This window comes from Mycobacterium paraense (assembly GCF_002101815.1).
In the GTDB taxonomy this organism is placed as follows: Bacteria; Actinomycetota; Actinomycetes; order Mycobacteriales; family Mycobacteriaceae; genus Mycobacterium; species Mycobacterium paraense.
Window position 1 is genome coordinate 92,074 of sequence record NZ_LQPM01000024.1, and the last position, 26,688, is coordinate 118,761.

Annotated in this window: 27 protein-coding genes; 19 read left to right on the forward strand and 8 right to left on the reverse strand. The window is 70.8% G+C overall.

Annotated features, from left to right (window positions below):
- Positions 1 to 2 precede the first annotated feature (2 nt).
- Both AWB89_RS19025 and AWB89_RS19030 read right to left on the reverse strand, forming a co-directional pair.
- Entirely contained in the window at positions 3 to 449 is a 447-nt protein-coding gene (locus tag AWB89_RS19025) for a ferritin-like domain-containing protein (protein WP_085102703.1), read from the reverse strand.
- A gap of 13 nt (positions 450 to 462) precedes the next feature.
- A complete protein-coding gene (locus AWB89_RS19030; protein ID WP_085102705.1) occupies positions 463 to 993 on the reverse strand; it encodes a hypothetical protein in 531 nt (176 codons plus the stop codon).
- Positions 994 to 1,187: 194 nt separating this feature from the next.
- On the opposite strand from AWB89_RS19030, the gene rimP reads away from it, so the two are divergent.
- The 6 genes from rimP (at position 1,188) to AWB89_RS19060 (ending at position 7,440) form a co-directional block, all read left to right on the forward strand.
- Positions 1,188 to 1,727: a ribosome maturation factor RimP gene (rimP, locus tag AWB89_RS19035; protein ID WP_085175782.1), complete on the forward strand. Its 540-nt coding sequence runs from the start codon at positions 1,188 to 1,190 to the stop codon at positions 1,725 to 1,727.
- Positions 1,724 to 2,767 carry a transcription termination factor NusA gene (gene nusA, locus AWB89_RS19040; RefSeq protein WP_085102709.1) on the forward strand — a complete coding sequence of 348 codons (1,044 nt, stop codon included), beginning with the start codon at positions 1,724 to 1,726 and terminating at the stop codon, positions 2,765 to 2,767. The genes rimP and nusA overlap by 4 nt, the downstream gene beginning before the upstream one ends.
- Before the next feature lie 165 nt (positions 2,768 to 2,932).
- Positions 2,933 to 3,169, forward strand: coding sequence for a YlxR family protein (locus AWB89_RS19045; RefSeq protein ID WP_308206631.1), 237 nt, complete (start codon positions 2,933 to 2,935; stop codon positions 3,167 to 3,169).
- 74 nt (positions 3,170 to 3,243) lie between these two features.
- The gene (infB, locus tag AWB89_RS19050) at positions 3,244 to 6,006 is read left to right on the forward strand and encodes a translation initiation factor IF-2 (protein WP_085175784.1); all 2,763 of its coding nucleotides are present in this window, start codon (positions 3,244 to 3,246) and stop codon (positions 6,004 to 6,006) included.
- The gene (gene rbfA / locus AWB89_RS19055) at positions 6,006 to 6,464 is read left to right on the forward strand and encodes a 30S ribosome-binding factor RbfA (RefSeq protein WP_085102715.1); all 459 of its coding nucleotides are present in this window, start codon (positions 6,006 to 6,008) and stop codon (positions 6,462 to 6,464) included. Before infB ends, rbfA begins: the two co-directional genes overlap by 1 nt.
- Complete coding sequence (locus tag AWB89_RS19060; protein WP_085175786.1) at positions 6,439 to 7,440, forward strand: DHH family phosphoesterase; 1,002 nt, start codon at positions 6,439 to 6,441, stop codon at positions 7,438 to 7,440. The genes rbfA and AWB89_RS19060 overlap by 26 nt, the downstream gene beginning before the upstream one ends.
- Positions 7,441 to 7,450: 10 nt before the next feature.
- Here the strand turns inward: AWB89_RS19060 and AWB89_RS19065 are convergent, their stop codons facing one another.
- Entirely contained in the window at positions 7,451 to 8,020 is a 570-nt protein-coding gene (locus tag AWB89_RS19065; RefSeq protein WP_085175788.1) for a hypothetical protein, read from the reverse strand.
- Between the two features lie 9 nt (positions 8,021 to 8,029).
- Positions 8,030 to 8,779: an enoyl-CoA hydratase gene (locus tag AWB89_RS19070; RefSeq protein ID WP_085102721.1), complete on the reverse strand. Its 750-nt coding sequence runs from the start codon at positions 8,777 to 8,779 to the stop codon at positions 8,030 to 8,032.
- 205 nt (positions 8,780 to 8,984) lie between these two features.
- Here AWB89_RS19070 and AWB89_RS19075 point away from each other — a divergent pair, with 205 nt between their 5' ends.
- Together AWB89_RS19075 and AWB89_RS19080 are read left to right on the forward strand one after the other, a co-directional pair.
- Positions 8,985 to 9,254 carry a DUF2277 domain-containing protein gene (locus tag AWB89_RS19075; protein WP_085175790.1) on the forward strand — a complete coding sequence of 90 codons (270 nt, stop codon included), beginning with the start codon at positions 8,985 to 8,987 and terminating at the stop codon, positions 9,252 to 9,254.
- Positions 9,251 to 9,820 (forward strand): DUF1802 family protein, encoded by a 570-nt coding sequence (locus AWB89_RS19080; RefSeq protein ID WP_085175792.1) that lies wholly within the window; start codon positions 9,251 to 9,253, stop codon positions 9,818 to 9,820. The genes AWB89_RS19075 and AWB89_RS19080 overlap by 4 nt, the downstream gene beginning before the upstream one ends.
- Here the strand turns inward: AWB89_RS19080 and AWB89_RS19085 are convergent.
- Both AWB89_RS19085 and AWB89_RS19090 read right to left on the reverse strand, forming a co-directional pair.
- Complete coding sequence (locus tag AWB89_RS19085; protein ID WP_085175794.1) at positions 9,779 to 11,494, reverse strand: CocE/NonD family hydrolase; 1,716 nt, start codon at positions 11,492 to 11,494, stop codon at positions 9,779 to 9,781. The two genes, AWB89_RS19080 and AWB89_RS19085, sit on opposite strands and share 42 nt — an antisense overlap.
- Before the next feature lie 27 nt (positions 11,495 to 11,521).
- Positions 11,522 to 12,097, reverse strand: a complete 576-nt coding sequence (locus AWB89_RS19090; protein WP_085175796.1) for a DUF3558 domain-containing protein — start codon at positions 12,095 to 12,097, stop codon at positions 11,522 to 11,524.
- A 163-nt stretch (positions 12,098 to 12,260) separates the two neighbouring features.
- Here AWB89_RS19090 and AWB89_RS19095 point away from each other — a divergent pair, with 163 nt between their 5' ends.
- From AWB89_RS19095 to AWB89_RS19120, 6 genes are all read left to right on the forward strand, one after another.
- Positions 12,261 to 13,226 (forward strand): metallophosphoesterase family protein, encoded by a 966-nt coding sequence (locus AWB89_RS19095; protein WP_085102731.1) that lies wholly within the window; start codon positions 12,261 to 12,263, stop codon positions 13,224 to 13,226.
- On the forward strand, positions 13,223 to 13,921 hold the full coding sequence (pptT, locus tag AWB89_RS19100; protein WP_085175798.1) for a 4'-phosphopantetheinyl transferase PptT: 699 nt from the start codon (positions 13,223 to 13,225) through the stop codon (positions 13,919 to 13,921). Before AWB89_RS19095 ends, pptT begins: the two co-directional genes overlap by 4 nt.
- Positions 13,918 to 14,826: a tRNA pseudouridine(55) synthase TruB gene (gene truB / locus AWB89_RS19105; protein WP_085175800.1), complete on the forward strand. Its 909-nt coding sequence runs from the start codon at positions 13,918 to 13,920 to the stop codon at positions 14,824 to 14,826. Before pptT ends, truB begins: the two co-directional genes overlap by 4 nt.
- Before the next feature lie 57 nt (positions 14,827 to 14,883).
- Positions 14,884 to 15,687 (forward strand): crotonase/enoyl-CoA hydratase family protein, encoded by an 804-nt coding sequence (locus AWB89_RS19110; protein ID WP_085175802.1) that lies wholly within the window; start codon positions 14,884 to 14,886, stop codon positions 15,685 to 15,687.
- Positions 15,688 to 15,792: 105 nt separating this feature from the next.
- Positions 15,793 to 16,983 carry a lipid-transfer protein gene (locus AWB89_RS19115; protein ID WP_085175804.1) on the forward strand — a complete coding sequence of 397 codons (1,191 nt, stop codon included), beginning with the start codon at positions 15,793 to 15,795 and terminating at the stop codon, positions 16,981 to 16,983.
- A gap of 7 nt (positions 16,984 to 16,990) precedes the next feature.
- Entirely contained in the window at positions 16,991 to 18,250 is a 1,260-nt protein-coding gene (locus AWB89_RS19120) for an acyl-CoA dehydrogenase family protein (RefSeq protein WP_085175806.1), read from the forward strand.
- 72 nt (positions 18,251 to 18,322) lie between these two features.
- Here the strand turns inward: AWB89_RS19120 and mntR are convergent, their stop codons facing one another.
- The gene (mntR, locus tag AWB89_RS19125; protein ID WP_085102743.1) at positions 18,323 to 19,027 is read right to left on the reverse strand and encodes a manganese-binding transcriptional regulator MntR; all 705 of its coding nucleotides are present in this window, start codon (positions 19,025 to 19,027) and stop codon (positions 18,323 to 18,325) included.
- Between the two features lie 93 nt (positions 19,028 to 19,120).
- Here mntR and AWB89_RS19130 point away from each other — a divergent pair, with 93 nt between their 5' ends.
- The 5 genes from AWB89_RS19130 to AWB89_RS19150 all read left to right on the forward strand — a co-directional run bounded on the left by AWB89_RS19130 (position 19,121) and on the right by AWB89_RS19150 (position 25,507).
- Positions 19,121 to 20,095 (forward strand): bifunctional riboflavin kinase/FAD synthetase, encoded by a 975-nt coding sequence (locus AWB89_RS19130; RefSeq protein WP_085102745.1) that lies wholly within the window; start codon positions 19,121 to 19,123, stop codon positions 20,093 to 20,095.
- Positions 20,096 to 20,225: 130 nt separating this feature from the next.
- Positions 20,226 to 20,495, forward strand: a complete 270-nt coding sequence (gene rpsO, locus AWB89_RS19135; protein ID WP_066909705.1) for a 30S ribosomal protein S15 — start codon at positions 20,226 to 20,228, stop codon at positions 20,493 to 20,495.
- A gap of 316 nt (positions 20,496 to 20,811) precedes the next feature.
- The gene (locus tag AWB89_RS19140) at positions 20,812 to 23,091 is read left to right on the forward strand and encodes a polyribonucleotide nucleotidyltransferase (RefSeq protein ID WP_085102747.1); all 2,280 of its coding nucleotides are present in this window, start codon (positions 20,812 to 20,814) and stop codon (positions 23,089 to 23,091) included.
- Complete coding sequence (locus tag AWB89_RS19145) at positions 23,069 to 24,424, forward strand: M16 family metallopeptidase (protein ID WP_085175808.1); 1,356 nt, start codon at positions 23,069 to 23,071, stop codon at positions 24,422 to 24,424. The genes AWB89_RS19140 and AWB89_RS19145 overlap by 23 nt, the downstream gene beginning before the upstream one ends.
- A gap of 60 nt (positions 24,425 to 24,484) precedes the next feature.
- The gene (locus AWB89_RS19150) at positions 24,485 to 25,507 is read left to right on the forward strand and encodes a nitronate monooxygenase (RefSeq protein WP_085102751.1); all 1,023 of its coding nucleotides are present in this window, start codon (positions 24,485 to 24,487) and stop codon (positions 25,505 to 25,507) included.
- 3 nt (positions 25,508 to 25,510) lie between these two features.
- On the opposite strand, the gene ald is transcribed toward AWB89_RS19150, so the two are convergent.
- A complete protein-coding gene (gene ald / locus AWB89_RS19155) occupies positions 25,511 to 26,626 on the reverse strand; it encodes an alanine dehydrogenase (RefSeq protein WP_085175810.1) in 1,116 nt (371 codons plus the stop codon).
- Between the last annotated feature and the right edge of the window lie 62 nt (positions 26,627 to 26,688).

The following is a 26,688-nucleotide window of genomic DNA, read 5'->3' on the forward strand; positions in this document are numbered from 1 at the left end:
GCCTACTCGTTGCCGCCCGGGAATCCGGTCGTAATGGGCCAGGCGCCCAGCACCCGGTTCCACCGGGCGGCCATCACCGCGCTCTGGATCAGGGCCGTCGACGCGAACGCCCGGTCGTCGGCCGTCTCGGCGTGCTCGATGACCGCGCGCCACGCCGTCGCGCCGTCGTTCTCCATCCGCGCCGCCAGCCGCACCGCGTCCGCCGCGCTGCCCACCATCAGCGGCAACTGGTAGCCGGGCGCCGCGACCGGCGCGTTGACCTTGCGCGCGGCCAGCATGGCGATGGTGTCGTCGCGGCGCTGCCGATGCTGGGTCAGCGCCTCCACCACCATGCCGTTGACGCTTGGGGGCGTCAGCGCGGACACGATGCCGTAGCCGTAGATCGTCGAGTGCTCGACGGCCAGCGCGTCGCACAGCGCGGCGTTGTCGGCGTCCTTTCCGGACGTCATATCGGGCCGGATGTCATATCGAGGGCCCCCCGGGCACCAGCGCCACCTGGTAGGAGGCCGTGCACGACGCCGCGATCGAGGCCAGCAGGCCGGACCGGTAGCCCGACTCGGTCGTCACCAGGCGCCCGGCGCTCTCGGCCGACGCGCGCAGCGAATTGATCACGTCGGACACCGGCGGCGGGGGCGGTGGCGGGCCCGGCTCGGCCTGGCTGGTGCTGGGCGGCGTCGTCTCGCTCGACGAGGACGTGAGCTTGCCCGCGGCCCGCGCGATCTCGGTGGACAGCGCGCGGGCGTGCGCGGCGCGTTGGGTGGCGACCACGGTCAGCGCGGCCGCGATCTGCGGCGCGACGCCGACGGCCGCGGCGGCGGCCCCGGCGAGGGCGCTGTCCTTGCGGGCCTGGTCCAACGGCCCCAGGAGGTTCTCGACGGTGGGCGGCTTGGGCGGGGACTCACCGCAGGCGGATCCGACCACCCCGAACGCAGCGAGGGCCGCGACACCGGCGAGCACGCCCCGCCTGTTGGTGACGGGTACTGCGCTAGGCACAGCAACATCCTGCCATCGGCGGGCCCGGTCACGCCGCAGGGCAGGTCCGAGGATCTTGACCGAGCGGCGATCACGCCGTCATCGGCGATTCCTGGCGTATCGTGGATAGCTGACTCAGAGCGGAAGCCGCTCGGAAGCCACCCGGGTGGCGACCTCCGACCGATGACCGGACAACTCAAGATGAGGAGCTCGCCGTGACCACCGGGCTACCTTCCCAGACGCAGGTGATCGAGCTACTCGGCGGTGAGTTCGCGCGCGCCGGTTACGAAATCGAAGACGTGGTCATCGACGGCCGGGCGCGGCCGCCCCGGATCACCGTGATCGCCGACGGCGACGACCCCTTGGACCTCGACACGGTGGCCACCCTGTCGCGGTCGGCGTCGGCTTTGCTGGACGGCCTGGACAACGCGGCCGACAGCTACGTGCTCGAGGTGAGTTCCCCCGGTGTGGAGCGCCCCCTGACCAGCGCGAAGCACTTCCGCCGCGCCCGTGGCCGCAAGGTCGAGCTCGCGTTGGCGGACGGATCGCAGCTGACCGGCCGCGTCGGCGAGACCCGCGACGACACCGTCGCCGTGGTGCTCCGCGCGGGCAGGGACTGGACGGTACGCGAGATCCCGCTCGGCGAGATCGTGAAAGCCGTTGTGCAAGTTGAGTTTTCGCCCCCGGCACCCGCGGAGCTGGAGCTGGCGGGGGTGGTCAGGGGTCGGCCCGATGGAACGGAGGCCGGAGCATGAATATCGACATGGCCGCGCTGCACGCGATCGAGGTGGACCGGGGCATCTCGGTCAACGAGCTGGTCGAGACCATCAAATCCGCGCTGCTGACCGCCTACCGGCACACCCAGGGCCACCAGATGGACGCGCGCATCGAGATCGACCGCAAGACCGGCGTCGTGCGCGTGATCGCGTGCGAGACCGACGAGGACGGCAACGTCATCAGCGAATGGGACGACACCCCCGAGGGTTTCGGCCGCATCGCCGCCACGACCGCGCGCCAGGTCATGCTGCAGCGATTCCGGGACGCCGAAAACGAGCGGACCTACGGCGAGTTCTCCACCCGCGAGGGCGAGATCGTCGCGGGCGTCATCCAACGCGACAGCCGGGCCAACGCGCGCGGGCTGGTCGTCGTGCGGATGGGCACCGAGACGAAGGCGTCCGAGGGCGTCATCCCGGCCGCCGAGCAGGTCCCCGGCGAAAGCTACGAGCACGGCAACCGGATCCGCTGCTACGTCGTCGGCGTGACGCGCGGGGCCCGCGAGCCGCTGATCACGCTGTCGCGCACCCACCCCAACCTGGTGCGCAAGCTGTTCTCGCTGGAAGTCCCCGAAATCGCCGACGGATCGGTGGAGATCGTGGCGGTGGCCCGCGAGGCCGGCCATCGCTCCAAGATCGCGGTGCGCTCGAACGTTCCCGGCCTGAACGCCAAGGGCGCCTGCATCGGCCCGATGGGTCAGCGGGTCCGCAACGTGATGAGCGAGCTGTCCGGGGAGAAGATCGACATCATCGACTACGACGAGGACCCGGCCCGCTTCGTCGCCAACGCGCTGTCACCGGCCAAGGTGGTGTCCGTGTCGGTCATCGACCAGACCGGGCGGGCCGCCCGCGTGGTGGTGCCCGACTTTCAGTTGTCGCTGGCCATCGGCAAGGAGGGCCAGAACGCCCGGCTCGCGGCGCGGCTGACCGGGTGGCGCATCGACATCCGCGGGGATTCCCCGGGCCACGCCGAGAGCCAGCCCGAACACGGCGCCGGCCACCCGGTGGCGCACGACCGCTAGGCGCGGCTTCGGGCGGTTCTGACCTCCGGTCAAGGGACGCTAGACTGAGCCGTGATCCAGCGCGAGCCTTCGGTCTTGGCGCACAGAAGCACTGATGGTCCGGTGCGGACGTGTGTGGGGTGCCGAAAGCGAGAGCTGGCCGCCGAACTGCTTCGAGTGGTGGCTGTGTCGACGGGGAACGGCGAGTATGCCGCGATCGTTGACGACAGGAGTAGCCTGCCGGGGCGGGGTGCATGGCTGCATCCCGTGCCACAGTGCGTGCAACAGGCGATTCGGCGGCGGGCTTTCACCAAAGCGTTGCGCATCACCGGTCCATTGGACACCTCCGCGGTGGTCGAGCACTTGGAGCGCACGACTCGCCCGGCAACAGAAGAGGCAGCAAAGAACATGAGCACACCGTGAAGTCCCGATGACAATGCTTCATAGCTAAACCCGAGGCGCGGCCCACTGCTGTCGCCTCATAGACAGGAGATGTAGTGGCAGGTAAGGCCCGCGTACACGAGTTGGCTAAGGAACTCGGTGTTACCAGCAAGGAAGTCCTCGCCCGGCTGAATGAACAGGGCGAATTCGTCAAATCCGCATCGTCGACGGTAGAGGCGCCGGTCGCTCGCCGGCTGCGCGAGTCCTTCGGGGGCGGCAAGCCCGCCGCGAAGGCGCCCGCCAAGGGCCCGGACAAGTCGCTCGACAAGGCGCTCGACAAGGCGATCAGCAAGCCCGCCGGGAACGGCGAAGCGACCGCCGCGCCCGCCAAGCCCGCCGCCGGCGGGGTGGCGGCCGCCGCGCAGGGCGCCCCGGCCGCAACCGCCGACGCGCCGGCCGCGTCCGCCGCGCCACCGGCACCCGCGCGCCCGCAGCCCGGCCAGCCCGCGGCGCCGGCCCCCGGGCAACCGGGCGGCCAGCCGGCGCCGCAGCCGGGCATGCCGGGCCCGCGTCCCGGCCCGATGCCGAAGCCGGGGGTCCGCACCCCGCGCGTCGGCAACAACCCCTTCTCGTCGGCCCAACCGGTCGACCGTCCCATTCCCCGTCCGCCGGCGCCCCGCCCCGGGGCGCCCCGGCCGGGTGGACCGCGCCCGGGCGCCTCGCCCGGCAGCATGCCGCCCCGACCCGGTGGCGCCGCCGGCCAGGGCCGCCCGCCGCGGCCCGGCGCCCCCCGGCCCGGCGGTGCCCGGCCGGGCGGTCCCGGCGGCCGCTCCGACGGCGGCGGCGGCAATTACCGCGGCGGTGGCGGCGGAGTCGGCGCACCCCCCGGCGGTGGCGGCGGTTTCCGCGGCCGTCCCGGCGGTGGCGGCGGCGGTGGCGGCCGTCCCGGCCAGCGCGGCGGTGCCGCCGGCGCGTTCGGCCGTCCCGGCGGTGCGCCGCGGCGCGGCCGCAAGTCCAAGCGGGCGAAGCGCGCCGAATACGAGAACATGCAGGCCCCGGTCGTCGGTGGCGTGCGGTTGCCGCACGGCAACGGCGAGACGATCCGGCTGGCCCGCGGCGCGTCGCTGTCCGACTTCGCCGAGAAGATCGACGCCAACCCGGCCTCGCTGGTGCAGGCGCTGTTCAACCTCGGCGAGATGGTGACGGCCACGCAGTCGGTCGGCGACGAGACGCTCGAGCTGCTGGGCAGCGAGATGAACTACGTCGTGCAGGTCGTCAGCCCGGAGGACGAGGACCGCGAGCTGCTCGAATCCTTCGACCTGACCTACGGCGAGGACGAGGGCGGCGAGGAGGACCTGCAGACCCGCCCGCCGGTGGTGACCGTCATGGGTCACGTCGACCACGGTAAGACGCGACTGCTGGACACCATCCGGAACGCCAGCGTGCGCGAGGCCGAGGCCGGCGGCATCACCCAGCACATCGGCGCCTACCAGGTCGCCGTCGACCTGGACGGCACCGAGCGGCTGATCACCTTCATCGACACCCCGGGTCACGAGGCGTTCACCGCCATGCGTGCCCGCGGCGCCAAGGCCACCGACATCGCGATCCTGGTGGTCGCCGCCGACGACGGCGTGATGCCGCAGACGGTGGAGGCCATCAACCACGCGCAGGCGGCCGATGTGCCGATCGTGGTGGCCGTCAACAAGATCGACAAGGAGGGCGCCGACCCGCAGAAGATCCGCGGCCAGCTCACCGAATTCGGTCTGGTGCCAGAGGAATTCGGTGGCGACACCATGTTCGTGGACATCTCGGCGAAGGTGGGCACCAACATCGAGGCGCTGGAGGAGGCGGTGCTGCTGACCGCCGACGCCGCCCTGGACCTGCGCGCCAACCCGGACATGGAGGCCCAGGGTGTGGCGATCGAGGCGCACCTGGACCGCGGTCGCGGGCCGGTGGCCACCGTGCTGGTGCAGCGCGGCACGCTGCGGGTCGGCGACTCGGTGGTCGCCGGCGACGCCTACGGTCGCGTCCGGCGCATGGTCGACGAGCACGGCGAGGACGTCGAGGAGGCGCTGCCGTCGCGGCCGGTGCAGGTCATCGGGTTCACGTCGGTGCCCGGCGCCGGTGACAACTTCCTGGTGGTCGACGAGGACCGCATCGCGCGGCAGATCGCCGACCGGCGCAGCGCCCGCAAGCGCAACGCCCTGGCGGCGCGCAGCCGCAAGCGGATCAGTCTGGAGGACCTGGACTCGGCGCTGAAGGAAACCAGCCAGCTGAACCTGATCCTCAAGGGCGACAACGCCGGTACGGTCGAGGCGCTGGAGGAGGCCCTGATGGGCATCCAGGTCGACGACGAGGTCGCGCTGCGCGTCATCGACCGCGGCGTCGGTGGCATCACCGAGACCAACGTCAACCTGGCGTCGGCCTCGGACGCGATCATCATCGGCTTCAACGTGCGGGCCGAGGGCAAGGCCACCGAGCTGGCCAACCGCGAGGGCGTGGAGATCCGCTACTACTCGGTGATCTACCAGGCGATCGACGAGATCGAGAAGGCCCTGCGCGGCATGCTCAAGCCGATCTACGAGGAGAACCAGCTGGGTCGCGCCGAGATCCGGGCGATCTTCCGGTCCTCGAAGGTCGGCATCATCGCCGGCTGCATGATCAGCTCGGGCGTGGTGCGCCGCAACGCGAAGGCCCGGCTGCTGCGGGACAACATCGTGGTGGCCGACAACCTCTCGATCACGTCGCTGCGGCGGGAGAAGGACGATGTCACCGAGGTCCGCGAGGGCTTCGAATGCGGTATGACGCTGGGCTACTCCGACATCAAGGAAGGCGACATCATCGAGTCCTACGAGCTGGTCCAGAAGGAGCGCGCCTAATGGCCGACCCCGCCCGCGCGCGACGGTTGGCCAAGCGGATCTTCACGATCGTCGCCTCGGCGATCGAGTTCGAGATCAAGGATCCGGGGCTGGACGGGGTCACCATCGTCGACGCGAAGGTGACCGCCGACCTGCACGACGCGACCGTGTTCTACACGGTGATGGGTCGCACGCTCGACGACGAGCCCGACTACGCCGCCGCCGCGGCCGCGCTGGAGCGGGCCAAGGGCGCGCTGCGCACCATGGTCGGGGCCGGCACCGGGGTGCGCTTCACGCCGACGCTGACGTTCAGCCGGGACACCACCGCCGACAGTGTGCAGCGAATGGACGAGTTGCTGGAGCGCGCCCGCGCCGCGGACGCCGACCTGGAGCGCGTCCGTTCCGGCGCCAAGCCGGCCGGTGAAGCCGATCCATATCGTGTGAGGGACACCGGTGACGGCGATCGACCCGAAGACTGACTTGGCGGGCTCCGACGCGCGCGTCGACGCCCGCGGCGCCGTCGAGCTGCTGTCGGGCGCCGCGACGATCGCGGTGGTCGCCCACGTGCACCCCGACGCCGACACCATCGGCGCGGGGCTGGCGCTGGCCCTGGTGCTGGACAAGTGCGGCAAGCGCGTCGAGGTCGGCTTCGCCGCGCCGGCGACGCTGCCGGAATCGCTGGCGTCGCTGCCGGGCTGCCACCTGCTGGTCAGCTCCGCAGGCATGAGCCGCGACGTGGATTTGGTTGTGACCGTTGACGTTCCGAGCGTCAAGCGGCTGGGGGAGCTGAGCGACCTGGCCGGTCCCGGCCGGCGGGTCCTGGTCATCGACCACCACGCCTCCAACGAGATGTTCGGCAGCGCCAACTTCATCGACGTGGCGGCGGACTCGACCACGATGATGATCGCCGACATCCTCGACGCCTGGGGCAAGCCGATCGATGTGGATGTGGCGCACTGCATTTACGCCGGGCTGACGACCGACACCGGATCGTTCCGCTGGGCCAGCGCCCGCGCGTTGCGGCTGGCGGCCCGGTTGGTCGAGGTCGGTGTCGACAACGCCGCCATCAGCCGGACGCTGATGGACACGCACCCGTTCGGGTGGCTGCCGCTGCTGTCGCGGGTGCTGGCGTCGGCGCAGCTGCTGCCCGACGCGGTCGGCGGTCGCGGGCTGGTCTACGCCGTCGTCGGGCACCGGGACTGGGTCGAGTCGCGCCCGGAGGAAGTCGAAAGCATCGTCGACATCGTGCGGACCACGCAGCAGGCGGAGGTGGCGGCCGTCTTCAAGGAGGTCGACCCGCAGCGGTGGTCGGTGTCGATGCGGGCCAAGGCCGACGTGGATCTGGCGGCGGTCGCGTCGCAGTTCGGCGGTGGGGGTCACCGGCTGGCCGCCGGCTACTCGACCGACGGCTCGATCGACGACGCGGTGGCGTCGCTGCGGGCGGCGCTCGGCTGATCCGAGCGGGCTAGAACGCCCAGCTTCCCGACCGTTGCAGCACGAAGCCGTGGTCCCCGCTGGTGGTGTCCAGGCAGGCGACGAGGTTGTCGGCGTCCACCGCGCAGGTCACGTTGAGGTACGACAACTTCGCGCCCGGGGCCAGGGGCTTGGCGCCGGACGGCAGCGCCGGCGGGTTGCCGTCGCACCCGCCGTAGGTCATGCGGGTCAGCTCGTAGCCGGGCCCCTTGAAGCTCGCGGAGCCCACGACGCAGTCGCCGGGCTTCGGGTGGCCCCCGCCGGGGAACGGCACGTCGTCCATTCCGGGCATGTCGCCGTTGCACTTGATGTCCTGTGACGGTTGCGGCACGGGCGCCGGGCCGCCGTAGAAGTCGCACACCAGGGTCGGCGTGACCGAGAAACTGATCCGTGGGGCACCGCCCGGGCGGGGCGGCGTGGCATAGCCGTCCGCGGGGACGGCGATGAACCTGTTCAGGTCGGGGAATCCCGGCGGGGGCGCCGCCGCGGCCACCGGCGCCGAGGCCAACGCGGATGCCGCCAGGGTCAGGCCCCCGAGGGCCCGCAGGGTGTTGCCGCGCATCGCCGCCTCCTAACGCACCTGGGCCCGGCCGCGTTGCAGGACGGCGTCGCGGTTGGCGGCGATGTCGTCGCCGCTGGTCCGGAACTGCCTGGCCGCCATCGCCTCCATCCACAGCCCCGCGCTGGTCTGCGAGTCGTCGATGCGGTGATAGGACGCCAGCAACGCCCGCACCGCGTTCTGGTTGTTGCCGACGATGGAGGCCGCGACCTCGCGGGCCGTGGCCATCAGCCGGTCGTGCGGCACCACCTCGGTCACCAGCCCGGCGCGCAGGGCGTCGGCGGCGGACAGGTAGTCGCCGGTGAGGCTCATCCGCCGGGCCAGGCCGATGCCCACCTTCTGCGGCAACCGCACGCTCAGCCCCCAGGTGGGCAGCAGCCCCACCCGGGCGTGCGTGTCGGCGAAGCGGGCCTGCTCGGAGGCGATCAGGACGTCGCAGTACAGGGCCAGCTCCAGCCCGCCGGTGACCGCGGCGCCGTTGATCGCGCCGATCACCGGCTTGGTCAGCGGTGGCCAGCGCGGCGAGATGTCCGGGAGCGCCGACTCGCCGCCCAGCTCCTTGAGGTCCAGCCCCGCGCAGAACACCGGGTCGGCGCCGGTGACGATGACGACGTCGACGCCGTCGTCGGTCTCCGCCTCCGTCAGCGCGCCGAAGAACCGGTCCCGCAGCGCCGACGACAGCGCGTTGCGCGCCTGGGGCCGGTTCAGGGTCAGGGTGCGCACCCGCTCGTCGGTGTCGATCAGCAGGATGTCGTCGGTCATGTGTTCACCGTAGAGGGTGGCCGGTTGTCGCCACACCGGCCACAGGGTGCCGTCCGCCGGGTGGCACCCGACGTGCCCGCCTCAGAGCGACAACCCGGGCCGTCGGCGGCTTTTGTCGCTGTGAGGTGGGCACGAGCACGATCGCTTCCGGCGGAGACGCCTGTGGCGGGTGTGACGAGCGGCCGCCACGCTTATCGTGGATCCCATGTGCCGGAACATCACCGAACTGCGCGGACTGCAGCCGGCGGCCACGCCGGAGGAGATCGCGGCGGCCGCGCGCCAGTATGTGCGCAAGGTCAGCGGCATCACCCATCCGTCGGCGGCGAACGTCGAGGCGTTCGAGGCCGCGATCGCCGAGGTCACCGAGACGACGACGCGCTTGCTGGCCGCCCTGCCGCCGCGGCGCCAGCCGCCCAAGACCGTCCCGCCGCTGCGCCGGCCCGAGGTGGTGGCCCGCCTGGCGGGCGCCACATGACGCTCACCGCGACCATGCCCGCGCTCAAGGAGTGGGGCGCGGTGGTGCACGCGCTGCTCGACGGCCGGCAGCGCGTGCTGCTGCGCAAGGGCGGCATCGGGGAGAAGCGCTTCGAGCTGGCGGCGCGGGAGTTCCTGCTGTTCCCGACGGTCGCCCACAGCCACGCCGAGCGGGTCCGGCCCGAGCATCGCGACCTGCTGGCCGCCGGGGCCGCCGACAGCACCGACGAGTGGCTGGTGGTCCGGGCCGCCGCGAAAGTCGTTGCGGCGCAGGAGGTCAACCGGCCGGATGGCCTCCCGGCGCTCGAGGACCTGCACATCTGGACCGCCGCGTCGGTGCGCGAGGACCGGCTCGACTTCCGGCCCAAGCACAAGCTGGCCGTGCTGGTGGTGTCGGTGATTCCGCTGGCCGAGCCGGTGCGGATCCCGCGGAGCCCGGAGTACGCCGGCTGCACCAGCTGGGTGCGGCTCCCGCTGGCGCCGGCCGACGCGCGGCCGGCCGCGCCGGTCTGCGACGAGGCCGCGCTAGACCGGGTGGCCCGCCGGGTCCGCGACGCGGTCGGCTGACGGGTCGCCGGGCCCGACGGGAAGCAGCAGCCGGGAACGGCCGTAGTGCACGGCGTGGGTGGCCGGCGTGGACTGCCGGCCGGTCAGCACCGGTTCGTCGGTGCCGAGGTTGCGCGCGTAGCGGGGGAACCAGCTGCCCGCGATGAGGACCCGGATGCGTGACCCCGCGCGGAACCGGTGGGCGATCCCGTCCAGTTCGATCCGGACGGTCTTCGTCTTGCCGCTGAGCCGCCGGTAGCCGTCGCTCACGTTGCGGGACCGGCCCTTGGTGTCGACCTCGCTCACCCGGACGAACAGGTCGACGTGGGGATTGTCGGAGCTGTGCGCCAGCTCGATCACCGGGTTCCCGTACGCGTACAGGTCCTGGGTGAGGGTGAGGCTGGTGAAGGCGAGCACGTCGTCGCGCTGGGCGAGGCTGCTGTCGTCGCGGTAGCCCCCGTTCGTGGACAGCAGCGGTCCGCCGGTGGTGGGCGTCGGGTCGGTGGGGTCGTAGCGAAATGTCGCCGGCGCCGGTCTCTTCAGGCCCGTGGGTGCGGTCTCGCCCAGGTGGCCGCCGGGCCGCAGGTACAGCGCCCGTTCGGTGGTGGCCGGCGGCCAGTCGGGCAGGTGGCGCCAGGCTTGGCCCCCGTCCGCGCCGGTGACGTACGCGTGCACCCTGCTGGGCCGGCGCAGGGGCTCGCCGCCCAGGTGGGCGTTCAGCCAGTCCAGCGTTTCCCGCGCGCTGAGGGGCAGCGCCTTGCCGAGCAGCTGGGTGTGCGTCCAGGGGCCCATCGTCAGCGCGACGTCGACGCCCCGGCCGCGCAGGTGCGCGTACTGCTGCAGCGTCTGCCGCACGAAGATGTCCTGCCAGCCGCCGATGAGCAGCACCGGCACCCGGGTCCGGTCCAGCGCCTCGCGGCACCGCAGCGAGTCCCAGAACGCGTCGTCGGCGTCGCGGTGTTCGACCCACGATTCGAACCACGGCGCGCCGGCGCCGAGCAGCGCTCGGGCCGCGGCGCCCAGCGGCAGTGCGCCGGCGGCCTCCGCCACCTTGCGCCGGGCCTGCAGCTGGCGCAGCGCCGACCGGAGGCGCTCCGGGTCCTCCTGGTGGGACACCAGGTCGCTCCACCCCAGGAAGTCGTTGATGGCGAACGAACCCGTCCCCCACACCGAGGCGTTGAAGTCGTGCGGGCCCGCGGTGATGACGGCCGCGGCCAGCTCCGGCGGGGGATCCTGCAGCAGCGCCCACTGCGTGAAGCCCAGGTACGACACCCCGACGGTGGCGAAGCGGCCGGTGAACCACGGCTGCTCGCGCAGCCACGCGGCCGTGTCGGCGCCGTCGGCGGCCTCGTTGACCATCGGCTCGAAGTCCCCGCCCGAGCCGAACGTGCCGCGCACGCTCTGCAGCACCACGTGGTAGCCGCGCGCGGCGTACAGCCGGGCGTAGGCCAGCGAGAACGGGAAGGCCCGGCCGTACGGCGCCCGGACCAGCAAGGTCCCGACGGGGCTCGGCGTGGTGGGCGCGTAGTGGTCGGCGGCCAGGCGCACGCCGTCGCGCATCGGCACGTCGACGCGGTGCACGGTGTAATCGGTGGTCGCCCGGGGCAGGCCCAGCACGCGGCCCAGGGCGGCGTCTCCGACGCGGCTCAGCGGGCTCGGCGCGCGTTGCGCGGGACGGGTGGAGGTGGTAGCCACGACCCCCAGGCTAGGGTCTTCGCCGCGTTAAAACTTGTAATACGGCGCGAGGTCGTTGGCGCGCTGCACATTGGTGGACATGCATTCCACCTCGGGGTTGGAGTAGACCGCCGAGAAGTACAGCGCCTGCTGCAGGACGCCGTAGCTGGTCTTGAAGGCCACCATGCAGGAGAAGAACCAGAAGCTGTTGTGGTAGGTCGGCTTCATCACCCAGTACTGGGCGGCCCGGTGGCCGGCGATCGTCGTTTCGACGGCGTCGGGCGGCAGCGACTGCTCGTAGGTCCGCCAGATGATGGGCTCGACCGCCAACTGATAGTTGCCCGCGTCGAAGTGGCAGCGCAGCCCGTCCTCGTGTTCGGGCGGCGTGAACGCCAGCCCGAGCCGCTGCAGGACGTCGAGCGGAATGTCCTCGCACGCGTCGAACGGACGCGGGTCGGTGGTGGCCACGATGGGGCTCTTCATGGTGGTCTCCATCGGCTGGGCGGTCGACCGCAGCTCGACGGGCCCACCGCCGCTCGGCCCGGGCGGCGCGCACTGCCAGCCCACGGCCACCGCCGTGGCCAGCGCGCCCAGCGCGGAGATCAGACGCAGATTGGCGAACACTGATATCTCCTCCCCCCGCCCCGGTCAGGCCTCGGCCGTCCTTGCCGGGAGTGTACAAGTCGGGTTCGCGGCGTCACAGTGAAAAGAGAACACGTTCTAATCCGGCAAGCAAGGCCCCGGCGTAAAACCGGCCCGGCGGAGCGGGTCGTTAGGCTGGTTAGTCGTGGTGACATCGGAATCGACGAACGGGGCGCAGCCGACGCTGTGGGCGGTCTCCGACCTGCACACCGGCCACCTCGGCAACAAGCCGGTCACCGAGTCGCTGCATCCGTCCTCGCCGGAGGACTGGCTGATCGTCGCCGGCGACGTCGCCGAACGCACCGACGAGATCCGCTGGGCGCTTGACCTGCTGCGGCGGCGCTTCGCCAAGGTCATCTGGGTGCCCGGCAACCACGAGCTGTGGACCACCAACCGCGACCCCATGCAGATCTTCGGCAAGGCCCGCTACGACTACCTGGTCAACATGTGCGACGAGCTGGGCGTCATCACCCCGGAGCACCCGTTCCCGGTGTGGACCGAACGCGGCGGCCCGGCCACGATCGTGCCGATGTTCCTGCTGTACGACTACACCTTCTTGCCGGAGGGCGCGACGAGCAAAGCGGAGGGCCTGGCCATCGCGCGGGAGCGCAACGTGGTGGCCACCGACGAGTTCCTGCTCTCCTCCGAGCCCTACGCCACCCGTGAGGCCTGGTGCCGGGAACGGCTCGCCAGCACCCGCGCGCGCCTCGAGGAACTCGACTGGATGACGCCGACGGTCCTGGTGAACCACTTCCCGCTGGTGCGCGACCCCTGCGACGCGCTGTTCTACCCGGAATTCTCCCTGTGGTGCGGAACCACCAAGACCGCCGACTGGCACACCCGGTACAACGCCATCTGCTCGGTGTACGGGCACCTGCACATCCCGCGCACCACCTGGTACGACGACGTGCGCTTCGAGGAGGTGTCGGTCGGCTACCCGCGGGAGTGGCGGCGCCGAAAGCCGTACAGCTGGTTGCGCCAGGTGCTGCCGGATCCCCAGTACGCGCCCGGCTATCTCAACGACTTCGGCGGCCACTTCGTGATCACCCCCGAGATGCGCAAGCAGGCCGTGCAGTTCCGGGAACGAGTGCGCCAGCGGCAATCCCGATGACGGGCCGCATGCTCGTGTCGTCGGTGCTGCCCGACGCCCTGCTCTCTTCGGGGTCCGACGACCTCGCGTATGCGGAGGTGTATTCCGACCCGCCGGGCCTGACGCCGCTGCCCGAAGAGGAGCCGCTGATCGCCAAGTCGGTCGCCAAGCGGCGCAACGAGTTCATCACCGTGCGGCACTGCGCCCGCATCGCGATGGGCGAGCTCGGCCTGCCGGCGGTGCCGATCCTCAAGGGCGACAAGGGCGAACCCTGCTGGCCCGACGGCGTGGTCGGCAGCCTGACCCACTGCACCGGCTATCGCGGCGCGGTGGTGGGCCGCGCCGGCGCGGTGCGGTCGGTGGGCATCGACGCCGAACCGCACGACGTGCTGCCCGACGGCGTGCTGGGCGCCATCGCGCTGGAGGAGGAGCGCCACGAGATCGGCGCGCTGCCCGAGGGCCTGCACTGGGACCGGATCCTGTTCTGCGCCAAGGAGGCGACCTACAAGGCCTGGTTCCCGCTGACCAAGCGCTGGCTGGGTTTCGAGGACGCCCACATCGTGTTCGACCTCGACCCGCCCGGCGGGCGCACCTCCGGGGTGTTCGTCTCCAAGATCTTGATCGACGGGGAGGCGCTGTCGGGTCCGCCGCTGACGTCGCTGCGGGGCCGTTGGTCGGTCGAGCGCGGGCTGGTGCTGACCGCCATCGTCCTATGACCCGGCCGGGCAACGTCCCTGGGCTAGTCATCGTCGACAAGCCGGCCGGAATGACCAGCCACGACGTGGTGGGGCGGTGCCGCCGCATCTTCGCCACCCGCCGCGTGGGGCACGCCGGGACGCTGGACCCGATGGCCACCGGCGTGCTGGTGATCGGCGTCGACCGGGCCACCAAGATCCTCGGCCTGCTGACCGCGGCGTCGAAGTCGTATGCCGCCACCATCCGCCTGGGTCAGACCACGTCCACCGAGGACGCCGAAGGCGAAGTGCTGCAATCGGTTCCGGCCGGACACCTGACGGGAGAGGCGATCGCCGCCGCCGTCGGCGGGCTGCGCGGCGACATCGAACAGGTGCCGTCGGCGGTCAGCGCGATCAAGGTGGACGGCCGGCGCGCCTACCGGCTGGCCCGCGAGGGTCAGGCCGTCGAGCTGGCGGCCCGGCCGGTGCGCATCGACCGGTTCGAGGTGCTGGCCGCGCGCCGCGAGGGCGAGGTCGTCGATCTCGACGTCGAGGTCGACTGCTCGTCGGGGACCTACATCCGCGCGCTGGCCCGCGATCTCGGCGCCGCGCTGGGCGTCGGGGGGCACCTGACCGCGTTGCGGCGCACCCGCGTCGGGCGCTTCGGGCTGGATCAAGCGCGCCCGCTGGAGGAGCTGGCCGAACGGCCGGCGCTGACCTGGTCGCTGGACGAGGCGTGCCTGCTGCTGTTCGCGCGCCGCGACCTGTCCGCCGAACAGGCCGAGGCGGCGAGCAACGGCCGGGCGCTGCCGGCGGCCGGGATCGACGGAATTTACGCCGCCGCCGGCGCCGACGGCCGGGTGATCGCGCTGCTGCGCGACGAGGGTGCGCGGACCAAGTCGGTCGTGGTGATTCGTCCGGCGACGATGCAGTCCGGGACGGACTGAGGAGGAGTCGGGCAATCCGGCCCAGTCCCTCGACGCTGTCGCGGTAGGTTCGTACGAGTGAGCGAAGACAGGGTTCGGGTGCGCGTCGGGGACGGTGGCGTCGCCACGGTGACGATGGTGCGCACCGACAAGCACAATGCGCTTGACCAAGCCATGTTCGAGGGCTTGATGAATGCGGCAGGCCAACTGGCAGAAGACAACTCGGTTCGCGCGGTCGTGCTGCACGGCGAGGGGAAGAGCTTCTGCTCGGGCCTGGACGTCGCCAGCTTCATGTCCGGGCAGGGCGGCACCGGGGTTCTGCTGGAACGCGACGGCGACCGGGTGGCCAACTTTGCGCAACGGGTGGCCTACGACTGGTCTCTGGTGCCGGCGCCGGTCATCGCGGCGATCCACGGCAACTGCTTCGGCGGCGGCCTGCAGATCGCGCTGGGCGCCGACATCCGGATCGCCGCACCGGACGCGAAGCTGTCCATCATGGAAGTCAAGTGGGGGCTGGTTCCCGACATGGGCATCACGCAGACACTGCCGCGACTCGTCCCCATCGACGTTGCCAAGGAGCTGACCTTCACCGGCCGCATCGTGGCAGGCAGCGAGGCCTTGGCGCTCGGACTGGTCACGCGAACCTGCGACGATCCGCTGGCCTCCGCGAAGGAACTCGCGGACGAGATCGCGCGGAAATCTCCCGATGCCGTTCGCGCGGCCAAGCGCCTCTACGACGAGACGTGGCTCAGCAACGACGCCGCGGCCGCCCTCAAACGCGAATCCGAGCTGCAAGTCGGGCTGATCGGCAAGCCCAATCAGCTTGCCGCCGTGGTCGCCGGAATGTCGGGGGAGGACCCGGTCTTCGTCGACCCCGCGTGACGTCGGGCGCCCCGGCGGCGACGGGGGTTCCAGCGACCACGTTCGCCCGGCTAAGCTCCCGACCAGACGGGTGTCAACTCGCCCCACATCTGCGGAAGGCGCGCTATGTCCAACAAGGTTTACGTCGTCGGCGTCGGCATGACGAAATTCGAGAAGCCGGGCCGCCGCGAGGGCTGGGACTACCCGGACATGGCGCGGGAGTCGGGCACCAACGCGCTGACCGACGCCGGCATCGACTACCGCGAGGTGCAGCAGGGCTACGTCGGCTACGTCGCCGGCGACTCGACGTCCGGGCAGCGGGCCCTCTACGAGCTGGGCATGACCGGCATTCCGATCGTCAACGTCAACAACAACTGCTCGACCGGCTCGACGGCGCTGTTCCTGGCCGCGCAGGCCGTTCGCGGCGGGCTCGCCGACTGCGCCATCGCGCTCGGTTTCGAGAAGATGCAACCGGGCGCGCTGTCCGGCGGCGCCCAGGACCGCGAGTCGCCGATGGGCAAGCACGTCAAGGCGATGGCCGAGATCGACGAGTTCGCGATGCCCGTCGCGCCGTGGATGTTCGGCGCGGCCGGCCGCGAGCACATGCGCCAATACGGCACCACCGCAGAGCATTTCGCCAAGATCGGCTACAAGAACCACAAGCACTCCACCAACAACCCGTTCGCGCAGTTCCAGGAGTCCTACACGCTCGACGACATCCTCGCGTCGCGGATGATCTCCGACCCGCTGACCAAGCTGCAGTGCTCGCCGACGTCGGACGGGTCGGGCGCCGCGATCGTGGCCTCGGAGAGCTTCGTCGACAGCCACGGCCTGGCCGGTCAGGCGGTGGAGATCGTCGGTCAGGCGATGACCACCGACTTCGCCTCGACGTTCGACGGCAGCGCCAAGAACCTCATCGGCTACGACATGAATGTCCAAGCCGCCCAGCAGGTTTACGACCAGTCCGGGCTGGGCCCCGAGGACTTCCAGGTGATCGAGCTGCACGACTGCTTCTCGGCCAACGAGCTGCTGCTCTACGAGGCCCTCGGCCTGTGCGGCCCGGGTGAGGCGCCGAAGCTGGTCGACAACGGCGACACCACCTACGGTGGCCGCTGGGTGGTCAACCCGTCCGGCGGGCTGATCTCCAAGGGGCACCCGCTGGGCGCGACGGGGCTGGCGCAGTGCGCAGAGCTGACCTGGCAGCTGCGCGGCACCGCCGACAAGCGGCAGGTCGACAACGTGACCGCCGCGCTGCAGCACAACATCGGGCTGGGCGGCGCCGCCGTCGTCACCGCGTATCAGCGCGCCGAACGCTAAGGGCGCGATGTACGAATGGTCCGAGACGGACCTGATGGTCCGGGACGCCGTCCGCCAGTTCGTCGACAAGGAGATCCGCCCGCACCTCGATGAGCTGGAGACGGGCGCGCTGTCGCCCTATCCGATCGCGCGCAAGCTGTTCAGCCAGTTCGGCCTCGACGCGATGGCCGCCGAGTCGGTCAAGTCGATGCTGGAACGCGAGCGCGCCAAGCTAGCCGGTGAGGCGCCCGACGAAAAGGGCGACGGCGCAAGCGGTTTCGGCGCCCAGGCGTCGATGATGGCGGTGCTGGTGTCCGAGCTCTCCCGCGTGAGCATCGGGTTGCTCAGCACCGCGTCGGTCAGCATCGGCCTGGGCGCGGCGACCATCATGAGCCGCGGCACGCTGGCCCAGAAGGAACGCTGGCTGCCGGACCTGATGACGCTGAAGAAGATCGCGGCGTGGGCGATCACCGAGCCCGACTCCGGCTCGGACGCGTTCGGCGGCATGAAGACCTCAGTCCGGCGCTCCGGCGACGGAGACGGGGCCTACATCCTCAACGGGCAGAAGACGTTCATCACCAACGGGCCCTACGCCGACGTCCTGGTGGTGTACGCCAAGCTGGACTCGCCTGTTTCTGGTGGCTCGGCGGCGGACAAGCGCAACCGGCCGGTGCTGATCTTCGTGCTGGACGCCGGCATGCCGGGCCTCACGCAGGGCAAGCCGTTCAAGAAGATGGGCATGATGTCCTCGCCGACGGGCGAGTTGTTCTTCGACAACGTGCGGCTGACCCCCGACCGGCTGCTCGGCGAGAACCAGCGGGCCGGCGGCGACGGCCGCGACAGCGCCCGCGACAATTTCGCCGCCGAGCGGATCGGGATCGCGATGATGGCGCTCGGCATCATCGACGAATGCCACCGGCTGTGCGTGGATTACGCCAAGACCCGCACCCTGTGGGGCAAGAACATCGGGCAGTTCCAGCTGATCCAGCTCAAGCTGGCGAAGATGGAAATCGCGCGAATGAACGTGCAGAACATGGTGTTCCAGACGATCGAGCGGCAGCAGGCGGGCAAACCGCTGACGCTGGCCGAGGCCTCGGCGATCAAGCTGTACTCCTCGGAGGCGGCCACCGACGTCGCGATGGACGCCGTGCAGCTGTTCGGCGGCAACGGCTACATGGCCGAGTACCGCGTCGAGCAGCTGGCCCGCGACGCGAAGTCGCTGATGATCTACGCCGGCAGCAACGAGGTCCAGGTCACCCACATCGCCAAGGGTCTGCTGAGCGGCTGAGCGCGCGCCGAACGTGCCCTGAGGGCGAAAAATCGGCCAAAATCTCGCCCTGACGGCACGTTCGGCGAAGGGCTAGGCGACCACCCAGATCGCGCGCGCGGCGGGGCTGCCCAGATCGACGGTGCACTCGGCGCCGTCGGCGGCTTCGATCGCGACGGAGATCATGCCCGCGAATTCCCGGCGGGTCAGCACGCGCAGCCGCGAGTCCAGGTGGATGCCGACGTCGGTGAAGTAGCGCAGCATCTCCGGATCCGAATCGGAGATGCGGGCGACCGTCCCGGTGTCCCCGTCGCCGCATGCCCACAGCTGGCGCGCCGGCGGCGTGGGCACCTGCCCGTCGGAGGCGGGGATGGGATCGCCGTGCGGGTCGCGCTGCGGATACCCCAGCTTGGCGTCGATGCGGGCGACCAGGCGATCCGACACCGCGTGCTCCAGCACCTCGGCCTCGTCGTGCACCTCGTCCCAGCCGTAGCCGAGCTCGTTGACCAGGAAGGTCTCCAGTAGCCGGTGGCGGCGCACCACCTCGAGGGCCGCCCGCCGCCCGGCCTCGGTCAGCGTCACCGCGCCGTATTTCTCGTGGTCGACCAGCCCCTGCTCGGCGAGCTTGCGGATCGACTCCGAGGCGGTGCTGGCCGACACCCCGATCCGGTCGGCCAGCATCTTGGTGCTGACCTTCTGCGCGGACCCGTCGGTGGACCATTCCTGGGCATTCCAAATGACCTTCAGGTAGTCCTGGCCGACCGCGGTGATACCGCCAGGCTCGTCGTCAGCCCTCACAAGCAGAAAGTTTAGGCAACCCACACCTGATTCGGCGTGCCGCGCTCCGATCTGGCGCGCCAAGCCCCGGTGCGGCGCCGTAGGCTTGCGGTCGTGCAGCGGTGGCGCGGCCAAGACGAGATTCCCACGGACTGGGGCAGATGCGTGGTCACCATCGGGGTGTTCGATGGTGTCCATCGCGGCCACGCCGAGCTGATCGCGCACGCGGTGAAGGCCGCCCGCGCCCGCAACGTGCCTACGGTGCTGATGACGTTCGACCCGCACCCGATGGAAGTCGTCTATCCCGGCAGCCACCCCGCGCAGCTCACGACCCTGACCCGCCGCGCCGAGCTCGTCGAGGAGCTGGGCATCGACGTCTTCCTGGTGATGCCGTTCACCAGCGACTTCATGAAGCTCACGCCCGAGCGCTACATCCACGAGCTGCTGGTGGAGAACCTGCACGTGGTGGAGGTCGTGGTGGGGGAGAACTTCACGTTCGGCAAGAAGGCGGCCGGCAACGTCGAGACGTTGCGCCGCGCCGGCGAGCGGTTCGGATTCGCGGTGGAGTCGATGTCGCTGCTGTCCGAGCACCACAGCAACGAGACCGTCACCTTCTCGTCCACCTACATCCGCTCCTGCGTGGACGCGGGCGACATGGTGGCGGCCACCGAGGCGCTGGGCCGCCCGCACCGCGTCGAGGGCGTCGTCGTCCGGGGTGAGGGGCGGGGCATGGAGCTGGGCTTTCCCACCGCCAACGTGGCGCCGCCGATGTATTCGGCCATCCCGGCCGACGGCGTGTACGCGGCGTGGTTCACCGTGCTCGGGCACGGGCCGGTGGCCGGCACCGTCGTGCCGGGGGAGCGCTACCAGGCCGCGGTGTCCGTCGGCACCAACCCGACCTTCTCCGGGCGCACCCGCACCGTCGAGGCCTTCGTCCTGGACACCAGCGCCGACCTGTACGGGCAGCACGTGGCGCTGGACTTCGTCGCGCGCATCCGCGGGCAGCGCAAGTTCGACACCATCAAAGGCCTCGTCGCCGCGATGGCCGACGACACCGACCGGGCCCGCGCCCTGCTGTCCGTTGAGTAGGGCCGCCTGACGATTCGGAGCCGGCGCTAAACCGCTGCTAAACTGCCGGACGACATCGGCGCGTGCTGCGGTTCGCGGTGGCCGCGCTCTGAAGAATCCACTTCGCGGACCGATTGATGGAGATAGTTTCGTGGCGCTTACTGCCGAGCAGAAAAAAGAGATCCTGGGCTCCTACGGCCTGCACGACACCGACACCGGCTCCCCGGAGGCGCAGGTCGCCCTGCTGACCCGGCGCATCGCCGACCTGACCGAACACCTCAAGGTGCACAAGCACGACCACCACTCGCGGCGCGGACTGCTGCTGCTGGTGGGCCGCCGGCGCCGGCTGCTCAAATACGTGTCGCAGATCGACGTGGAGCGCTACCGCTCGCTCGTCGAGCGGCTGGGCCTGCGTCGCTGACGCCGGCAAATCCCGACGCCCACTTCCCGGCTAAGTTCGCCCGTGTAGAGTGGGAGCGTTCTGGGCCGGTTCGGCCCGAGCAAACGGTGCGGTTTGCGCAGATCCGCGTGAGCCGTTCCAGCACGTCACTGCGTGTGTCCGAGGGAGCAGCACAGTCTGCATCGGGCGGTCTTCGGTAGTGGCTGCCGGGCTCTCCGGATCTGGGGCAGGTCGGCCGCTTCGATCGATGGCCGTAGCCGCATTCAGACTCTTGTTCTCCGGGTGGCGTCAGGGCGCGCGAAAAAGCTGAATACCCAGAGAGGTCATACGGACACCCATGTCTGTAGCTGAAATTGACGAAGGCGTCTTCGAGTCGACCGCCACCATCGACAACGGGAGCTTCGGCACCCGCACCATCCGTTTCGAGACCGGCAGGCTGGCCCAGCAGGCCGCCGGTGCCGTCGTCGCGTACCTGGACGACGAAAACATGCTGCTCTCGGCGACCACCGCCAGCAAGAGCCCCAAGGAGCACTTCGACTTCTTCCCGCTGACGGTCGACGTCGAGGAGCGGATGTACGCCGCCGGGCGCATCCCCGGTTCGTTCTTCCGCCGCGAGGGCCGTCCCTCCACCGACGCGATCCTGACCTGCCGGCTCATCGACCGCCCGCTGCGGCCGTCGTTCGTCTCCGGCCTGCGCAACGAGATCCAGGTCGTGGTCACAATCCTGAGCCTGGACCCCAACGACCTGTACGACGTGCTGGCGATCAACGCCGCGTCGGCCTCCACCCAGCTGGCCGGCCTGCCGTTCTCCGGCCCCATCGGGGGTGTGCGGGTGGCGCTGATCGACGGCACCTGGGTCGCCTTTCCCACCGTCGAGCAGCTCGAGCGGGCCGTGTTCGACATGGTGGTGGCCGGCCGCACAGTCGGCGGCGGTGCCGCCGAAAAAGACGTGGCGATCATGATGGTCGAGGCCGAGGCCACCGAGAAGGTCATCGAGCTCGTCGAGGGCGGGGCCCAGGCGCCGACGGAAACCGTTGTGGCCGAAGGCCTGGAGGCCGCCAAGCCGTTCATCGCCGTGCTGTGCGCCGCGCAGCAGGAGCTGGCCGACGCGACTGGAAAATCAGGCAAGCCCGCGGCTGATTTCCCGACGTTCCCGGACTACGGCGACGACGTCTACTACTCGGTGGCCTCGGTGGCCACCGACGAGCTGGCCAAGGCGCTGACCATCGGCGGCAAGGCCGAGCGCGACGCGCGCACCGACGAGCTGAAGGCCGAGGTGCTGGCGCGGCTCGCCGAGACCTACGAGGGCCGGGAAAAGGAGGTCAGCGCCGCGTTCCGGTCGCTGACCAAGAAGCTGGTCCGCCAGCGCATCCTGACCGACCACTTCCGCATCGACGGCCGGGGCGTCACCGACATCCGCGCCCTGAGCGCCGAGGTCGCCGTCGTCCCGCGGGCGCACGGCAGCGCGCTGTTCGAGCGCGGCGAGACCCAGATCCTGGGCGTGACCACCCTCGACATGGTCAAGATGGCCCAGCAGATCGACTCGCTGGGGCCGGAAACCTCCAAGCGCTACATGCACCACTACAACTTCCCGCCGTTCTCCACCGGCGAGACCGGCCGCGTCGGTTCGCCGAAGCGGCGCGAGATCGGGCACGGCGCGCTGGCCGAGCGGGCCCTGATCCCGGTCCTGCCCAGCGTCGAGGAGTTCCCCTACGCGATCCGGCAGGTGTCGGAGGCCCTGGGCTCCAACGGTTCGACGTCGATGGGCTCGGTCTGCGCGTCCACACTCGCGCTGCTGAACGCCGGCGTGCCGCTCAAGGCGCCGGTCGCCGGCATCGCCATGGGCCTGGTCTCCGACGACGTCGAGGTGGACGGCAAGACCGAGCGCCGCTTCGTCACGCTGACCGACATCCTCGGCGCCGAGGACGCGTTCGGCGACATGGACTTCAAGTGCGCCGGCACCAAGGACTACGTCACCGCGCTGCAGCTGGACACCAAGCTGGACGGGATTCCCTCCCAGGTGCTCGCGGGTGCGCTGGCGCAGGCCAAGGACGCCCGGCTGACCATCCTCGAGGTCATGGCCGAGGCCATCGACGCGCCCGACGAGATGAGCCCGTACGCGCCGCGGGTGACCACGATCAAGGTCCCGGTGGACAAGATCGGTGAGGTCATCGGCCCGAAGGGCAAGGTGATCAACGCCATCACCGAGGAGACCGGTGCCCAGATCTCCATCGAGGACGACGGCACCGTGTTCGTCGGCGCCACCGACGGGCCCTCGGCGCAGGCCGCGATCGACCGGATCAACGCCATCGCCAACCCGCAGCTGCCCACCGTGGGCGAGCGTTTCCTCGGAACCGTGGTCAAGACAACGGATTTCGGCGCGTTCGTGTCGCTGCTGCCCGGTCGCGACGGCCTGGTGCACATCTCCAAGCTGGGCAGGGGCAAGCGCATCGCGAAGGTCGAGGACGTGGTGAACGTCGGCGACAAGCTGCGGGTGGAGATCGCCGACATCGACAAGCGGGGCAAGATCTCGCTGGTCCTGGTCGACGAAGAGGACTCAGCCCCGGCCGACGCCCCGGCGGACACACCGGTCGATGCCGCGACCGCGAGCAGCTGATCCCGCCGCGGCGCTGCGCCGGGGAAACCACAGCGCCGCGGCCCAAGAGGCGGCAACCGTCCGCCGCACCACACTCCCGGGCGGCCTGCGGGTGGTCACCGAGCACCTGCCGGCCGTGCGATCCGCCTCGGTCGGGGTCTGGGTCGGCGTCGGATCCCGCGACGAGGGCGCCACGGTGGCCGGCGCGGCGCACTTCCTCGAGCACCTGCTGTTCAAGTCCACCCCGACCCGCACGGCCGTGGACATCGCCCAGGCGATGGACGCGGTCGGCGGGGAACTGAACGCGTTCACCGCCCGCGAGCACACCTGCTACTACGCCCACGTGCTGGACAGCGACCTGGAGCTGGCCGTCGACCTGGTCGCCGACGTGGTGCTGAACGGCCGGTGCGCCGCCGAGGACGTCGAGCTGGAACGCGACGTCGTCCTCGAGGAGATCGCCATGCGCGACGACGACCCCGAGGACGCGCTGGGCGACGTCTTCCTGTCGGCGCTGTTCGGCGATCACCCGGTGGGCCGCCCCGTGATCGGCACCGCCCGGTCGGTGTCGTCGATGACGCGCTCGCAGCTGCACTCGTTTCATGTGCGGCGGTACACCCCGGAGCGGATGGTCGTCGCTGTGGCCGGCAACGTCGATCACGACGAGGTGGTCGCGTTGGTGCGCGAGCACTTCGGGAAGCATCTGGTCCGGGGCCGGCAGCCCATCGCCCCCCGCAAGGGCGCCGGGCGGGTCACCGGCAACCCCGGGCTCACGCTGATCAACCGGGACGCCGAGCAGACCCACCTGTCGCTGGGCGTCCGCACGCCGGGGCGCAGCTGGGAGCATCGCTGGGCGCTGTCGGTGCTGAACACCGCGCTGGGCGGCGGCCTGAGTTCCCGGCTGTTCCACGAGGTTCGGGAGCTGCGCGGCCTGGCCTACTCGGTGTACTCGGCGGTCGATATCTTCGCCGACAGCGGCGCGCTGTCGGTGTACGCCGCCTGCCTGCCCGAGCGCTTCCCCGAGGTGATGCGGGTGACCAGCGAGGTGCTCGACGCGGTGGCCCGCGACGGCATCACCGAGGCGGAATGCCGCATCGCCAAGGGCTCGCTGCGCGGCGGGCTCGTCCTCGGGCTGGAGGACTCCAGCTCCCGGATGAGCCGCATCGGCCGCAGCGAACTGAACTACGGCCGGCACCGCAGCATCGAGCACAGCCTGCAAAAAATCGACGAGGTGACCGTCGACGAGGTCAACGCGGTGGCCCGCCGCCTGCTGGGCAGGCGCTACGGGGCGGCCGTTCTGGGCCCGTATGCGTCGAAACGATCGCTGCCCCAACAACTTCGGGCGATGGTACATTAGCTCAAATGTCCGCCTCCTCACTCGCGCCGTGCCGGCGCTCGCCGTCGGCGGACTAGCGCCGTGGTTCTGGGCTTTTGGGATATCGCGGTGCCCATCGTGGGTGCCCCCATGGCCGGCGGACCCGGCACCCCGGCGTTGGCCGCGGCGGTGTCCAACGCGGGCGGGCTCGGTTTCATCCCGGGCGGGTACGTGAGCGCCGAACGCTTCGCCGAAGACATCGCGGCGGCCCGCGCCATGACCACCGGCCCGCTGGGCGTCAACCTGTTCGTGCCCCAGCCCTCCGTCGCCGACTGGGTGGCGCTGGACTACTACGCCGACGAGCTCGAAGGCATCGCCGAGCACTATCAGTGCGAGGTGGGCCGGCCCGAGTTCGGTGACGACGACGACTGGGAGCGCAAGCTCGAGGTCGTCCTCGACGTGCACCCGGAGCTGGTGTCGTTCACGTTCGGCGTCCCGCCCCCGGACGTGATCCGGCGGCTGAGCGCGCAGGGGCTGCTGGTGATGGTCACGGTGACGTCGGCCTACGAGGCCGGGGTGGCCGTCGCCGCCGGCGCCGACAGCCTGGTGGTCCAGGGCCCCGACGCCGGCGGGCATCGCGGCACCTTCGCGCCGGACATGGAGCCCGCCACCGACTCGCTGCACGACCTCATCGACCGGATCCACCGGGCGCACCGCGACGTCCCGATCATCGCGGCGGGCGGCCTGGGCACCGCGGAGGACGTCGCGGGCGTGCTGCGCCGCGGTGCCGTGGCCGCGCAGGTCGGCACCGCGCTGCTGCTGAGCAACGAGGCGGGCACCAGCCAGGCGCATCGCACCGCCATGAAGAATCAGCTGTTCGCCAAGACCATCGTCACGCGCGCGTTCTCCGGCCGGTACGGGCGCGGCCTGGAGAACGAATTCATCCGCCTGCTCGACAACGTGGCCCCGCTGGGCTACCCCGAGGTCAACCAGATGACGCTGCCGATCCGGGAGGCCGCGACCGAACGGGAAGACCCGAACGGGATGGCCCTGTGGGCGGGCACGTCGTTCCGGCAGGCCCGCACGGGCTCGGTGGCCGACATCGTCGCCGGCCTCAGCGACTAGGTTTCAGGCCAGGACCGACGCGGGGTCCGTGCACGGCAGGCCGAGGTCGCCGGCCACCTGTTCGGACAGCAGCATCCCGGCGTGCGTCGAAAGCCCTTTGGCCAGAGCGGGATCCGACCGGCACGCCGCCCGCCAGCCCCGGTCGGCGAGCTTGAGCACGTACGGCATGGTGGCATTGGTCAGCGCGACGGTCGACGTCTTCGGCACCGCGCTGGGCATGTTGGCCACGCAGTAGAACAGCGTGTCGTGCACCGCGAAGGTCGGGTCGTCGTGGGTGGTGGGCCGGGAATCCTCGAAGCAGCCGCCCTGGTCGATGGAGATGTCGACCAGCACCGCGCCCGGTTTCATCTGCGCGACAAGGGAATTCGAGATCAGCCTGGGCGCCTTGTGGCCGGGCACCAGCACGGCCCCGATCACCAGGTCGGCGCGTTTGACGGCGCCCTCCAGCTCGTACGCCGAGGAATAGCGGGTGCCGACGTGGCCACCGAACTCGGCGTCGAGCAGCCGAAGTTTGCCGATGTTGACGTCGAACACCATGACGCTGGCGCCCATGCCGCCGGCGACCCGGGCGGCGTTGTACCCGGCCGTGCCGGCCCCGATCACCACCACGTCGGCGCCCTTGACGCCGGGCACCCCGCCCATCAGCACGCCGCGGCCCCCCTGGGTGCGCATCAGGTGATAGCCCCCCACCTGGGCGGCGAGCCGACCGGCCACCTCGCTCATCGGGGCGAGCAAGGGCAGCGCGCCGTCGTCGGTCTGGACGGTCTCGTAGGCGATCGACGTGGTGCCGGAGGCCAACAGCGCGTCGGTGCAGGCGCGGGAAGCGGCCAAATGCAGGTACGTGAACAGAACCTGCCCGTCGCGCAGCAGGCCGTACTCGCGCTGGATCGGTTCCTTGACCTTGAGCAGCAGGTCCGCGTCGGCCCACACCCGCTCGGCGGTGTCGGCGAGTTGGGCGCCCGCCGCCTTGAATTCCGCATCGGGGATGGCCGAGCCTTCTCCCGCGCCGGCCTGGACGAGCACCTCGTGGCCGTGGCGGGTCAGCTCCGCGACGCCGGCAGGGGTGATGGCCACCCTGAACTCGTTGGTCTTGGTCTCGGTCGGGACGCCGACTCGCATGGCTCAAGTGTGGAGAAAGTTCGCGACCGCCGCAAACACCCGCCGGATGTGTCCCGTTTATA